The sequence below is a fragment of the Prevotella sp. CAG:592 genome (assembly GCF_000436015.1).
GTDB classification, from domain to species: domain Bacteria; phylum Bacteroidota; class Bacteroidia; order Bacteroidales; family Bacteroidaceae; genus Prevotella; species Prevotella pectinovora.
Genome location: NZ_FR892620.1, coordinates 1 through 689, shown reverse-complemented (window position 1 = coordinate 689; position 689 = coordinate 1). Strand labels below are relative to the sequence as shown.

Here is a 689-nt window from a genome sequence, read left to right as displayed (position 1 = left end):
CGAATTAAAAACAAGCAAAAGACGCCTTGAAAAGACAAAAGACTGCAATCAGTTGTAAAACATTACATTGAACGGACTAATGACTGATTTGGGTTACACGACAATGTTGTATCTATATCAAGAATCTATACCATAAAGGTTTTGCCCGAGATGGGTAAACCTGATAATGGCCATCTTTTCTCGATAAAACCGTGGAAATGCAAGGAAAATTTGTGCATTTCAGGCTGTTCGCTTATTTTCCTGTTCAAATATTTGGGACATTCAGACAGCCGTTTTTATCTTTGCAAAAAACGAAAGACTATGAGAACAATCATTTTTTCTATCTTTTTATTGTTATTACCGCTGTCTGTTTTCTCACAAAAAGAAACAGTATCGTTAGTAGATGTTAAGAACCTTTCTGTCCCTCATGGATCATGCGTTCCTAATGTAACAACAGATGGTGACGATATTATCATCAAGTCTGACTCTTTGTTGACAGATGTTACTGTAGTCGTGAAGAATCAGAATGGTGAGGTTATGCATGTATCTACTGAAACAATCGATAAAGTTGGTGCAACCATTACTGTTCCCAATGCAGATGTCTCTGAACCGACTACAATTGATTTGTATTACGATGATAAACATTTAAGAGGTGAACTTGCTAAATAATAAAATTCAATAGTTATGAAAAATCTATTTATTTTTGCAGC

1 protein-coding gene is annotated in these 689 nt (G+C 34.8%); it reads left to right on the top strand.

Features of this window, described 5'->3' with window-relative positions; translation table 11 throughout:
• Positions 1-300: 300 nt before the first annotated feature.
• The gene (locus tag QVO99_RS08785) at positions 301-648 is read left to right on the top strand and encodes a DUF3244 domain-containing protein (RefSeq protein WP_288177098.1); all 348 of its coding nucleotides are present in this window, start codon (positions 301-303) and stop codon (positions 646-648) included.
• Positions 649-689 lie beyond the last annotated feature (41 nt).

What these genes read in the sequence shown, in the direction of transcription:
- QVO99_RS08785 (WP_288177098.1), top strand. Translation starts at nt 301, where the DNA reads ATGAGAACAATCATTTTTTCTATCTTTTTATTGTTATTACCGCTGTCT.